At 28.1% G+C, this 2,616-nt stretch carries 3 protein-coding genes; all 3 read right to left on the bottom strand.

What is annotated here, in order from left to right; genetic code table 11:
- Positions 1 to 863: cysteine peptidase family C39 domain-containing protein (locus V7D18_RS05100; protein ID WP_426152088.1), on the bottom strand; the 863-nt coding region annotated here is incomplete at its 3' end.
- Between the two features lie 175 nt (positions 864 to 1,038).
- Positions 1,039 to 1,239, bottom strand: coding sequence for a glycocin F family RiPP peptide (gene gccF, locus V7D18_RS05095; RefSeq protein ID WP_426152086.1), 201 nt, complete (start codon positions 1,237 to 1,239; stop codon positions 1,039 to 1,041).
- Positions 1,240 to 1,394: 155 nt separating this feature from the next.
- On the bottom strand, positions 1,395 to 2,616 hold a 1,222-nt coding region (locus V7D18_RS05090; protein WP_426152084.1), incomplete at its 5' end, for a glycosyltransferase.

Genomic DNA, 2,616 nt, shown 5'->3' with positions numbered 1-2,616 from the left:
GGAAGTGATTGTATTATATATACAATACGACCTCTTATTTGTGATATATTGCGAAATCTCGTAATTAATTCTCCGCCTTTATAACTTTCTATAACCTCATAATTTTTAGAAAAGAAACTGCGTAAGAGCTTCTCTGTAAGTAATTTGTCAATTCCATTACTTATTCTCATTAGTATTTTGACATTAATTAGTGCCAGTAAAATCTGAATTATTATTAATATTGTATAAAATAAAGATACACTCATAATGAGTGTGGTCACCTTGTTAGGTATGATAATGTCATAAAAAGTCGAATACATCCCAACAAACAAAATTCCAAGTGCATATATAATTAATGAAATCAACCATGATATTATTATAAGACATCGATATCTCCAAAGCTCAACAAAAAGATTACTATGATATTTTTTTTTTGAGTAATACTCCAGCCTTTCCGTCACTTCATCAATTTTGCTTTCATAAACATATGGTACCCATTCTTTTATAAAATCTTTAATTCTAATCCATTGTTTTTGTCTTGCTAAAGGATCTGCAATCAATAAACGATCGTGACAAAATTTATAAATTACAATAAAATGAAAATCTTCATCTTTATATATTTGCGTTATTACAGGAAAACTCATTTCATAAAATTCATTTTTGTCTTTTTTACATTCTGAGACCTCCCCAAATATACCTAGAGTCTCTAATCCTTTTTTTATACCTAAAAAATTACTACCATGCTCGTTAGTATATATGATATGCCCAATTTCTCCCATAGGAATTAATATCCCAGTCAGTTTTTTAACTAGCATGGCAGCACATGCAGGTCCACAATCAGTACTTTCTAATTGATTAATAAAGGGGTATTGTTTCAGTATCATTGTAACTCCTCCCTATAAAGTCATGTATTTCATTCAAATTAAGACTCTTTTCAATTAATAAAACATAAGCAAAGAGAGGAGCATTGTTACTGAAAATAAAAAATTCTCCACACAATACTCCTCTTTCTAATTATATTATCATATAACTATAGCAGTTATTTTGACAATTATAGATTTAATGGCAAGTACAGGTCCCACAAGTGGATCCCGGATCTCCGCCTTTGTAACCACAATACTTATAAATCCAATCGCAGGTTCCACAGTCAAATCCAGTTACCGCACCAGCAACACACATTGATACCCAATATTTACATCCAGTCTTTCCTTTACCATCTTTGGTATAATTTCTGATCTCTTCATTACTCAATCTTTTCATTGCTTATTCTCCTTTTTCTATTTATTTAATATTGTTGTTTATACAGAACAACATTCTATTCAATCATAAAAACCATCTCCCTTACTAATTTTTAGGATATAGAAGTTTTTTCACTGTGAAAATGATCTATGAATAAAAGTCTTCTACTATAACCTTCATTTTTCATAATATAATCTTAAAGATTCATAAAGCTCAAAATAAGTTTTAGAATAATTACCAAACCCAACTGCTTCCAACTTTTTGAGTATACTAAAGCATTTTTTATATTCGCCCGTTTCAAAAAACACAATTGCAGTGATATAATCAATATGATATAAATAAGAATTAATACTTCCATATTCTATTTCCGTATGTTCACTACTAAATTTACACAAGCGATCAAGTAATAAATAAGTGGCATTCTTCATACTACCAATCGATACTAATGCATCAAAATATAAAACATCGCTTAGATCTGGACATATCATTTTAAGTTGTCCAAGCATATTATGCGCTTTTTCTATATCTCCCATTTCACAATAATATTCGATTAAATTACTAATTGCTCTTATTTCATAGAAATGATAATGTTGATTATTAGCAGCAAGATTAACAACCTCTAATAAATATTGTTCATACTCATTTATAGATATAATTGATTTTCCATCTCTACAATAAAAATACTTCCATCTTGGATGTTGGGGTTCTATATTTAACATTTTTTTTAATAAAGTAATATTACGTTGAATTTTATTCTTTTTCTCCATAACATCTTTATCATATCCATCATGCATTAAAATAATATTATTAAAAGATATATTAGAGACTTCACTTGTTAGTAAATTAGATAAATCTCTTGGTTCTTCATGAATGCAGCCAAAGAATTTTATACCTGAAGTTTTTTTTAAGATTCTTCTTACTCCTTGAACAATTTGATTATTATTATTGTTAATTGTTGGTGAACATATTATTTTATCGAATCTATACCACTCAATTATACTAAGATATTTTTTGAGATTTGATACAGAACCTTCAACTATAATCTCATCTGCATCGACAAAAAAAATCCAATCGTATTTTGATAATCCAATACCATAATTCCTAAGAGCAGAAAAATCATCTTTCCACTCTGTATTAATTAGTTTTACAAATGAATAATTTTCTCTTATAATTTCAACCGTGCGATCTGTAGATCCACTATCAATAACTACAATTTCGTCATTACTATCTTTTTCTTTTTTAATATTCTCTAAGCATCGTGCAATACATCTTTCCTCATTTTTACATATTAAAACAAAAGAGATATTAAAACTTTCTGAAATATTTAGTTGAGAAAGTCGGATTTTATATTCATCTATCAAATCTAAATTTGGAGCGTCATATAGAATACCTTTAAGT

Source organism: Lacrimispora sp. 38-1 (genome assembly GCF_049890855.1).
GTDB lineage: Bacteria > Bacillota > Clostridia > Lachnospirales > Lachnospiraceae > Lacrimispora.
The sequence above is the reverse complement of the archived record's forward strand: the minus strand, read 5'-3'. Positions and strand labels throughout refer to the sequence as shown.

Bases quoted from the DNA above. Each gene is read 5' to 3' on its own strand.
- gccF (WP_426152086.1), bottom strand. From the start codon at position 1,239: ATGAAAAGATTGAGTAATGAAGAGATCAGAAATTATACCAAAGATGGT.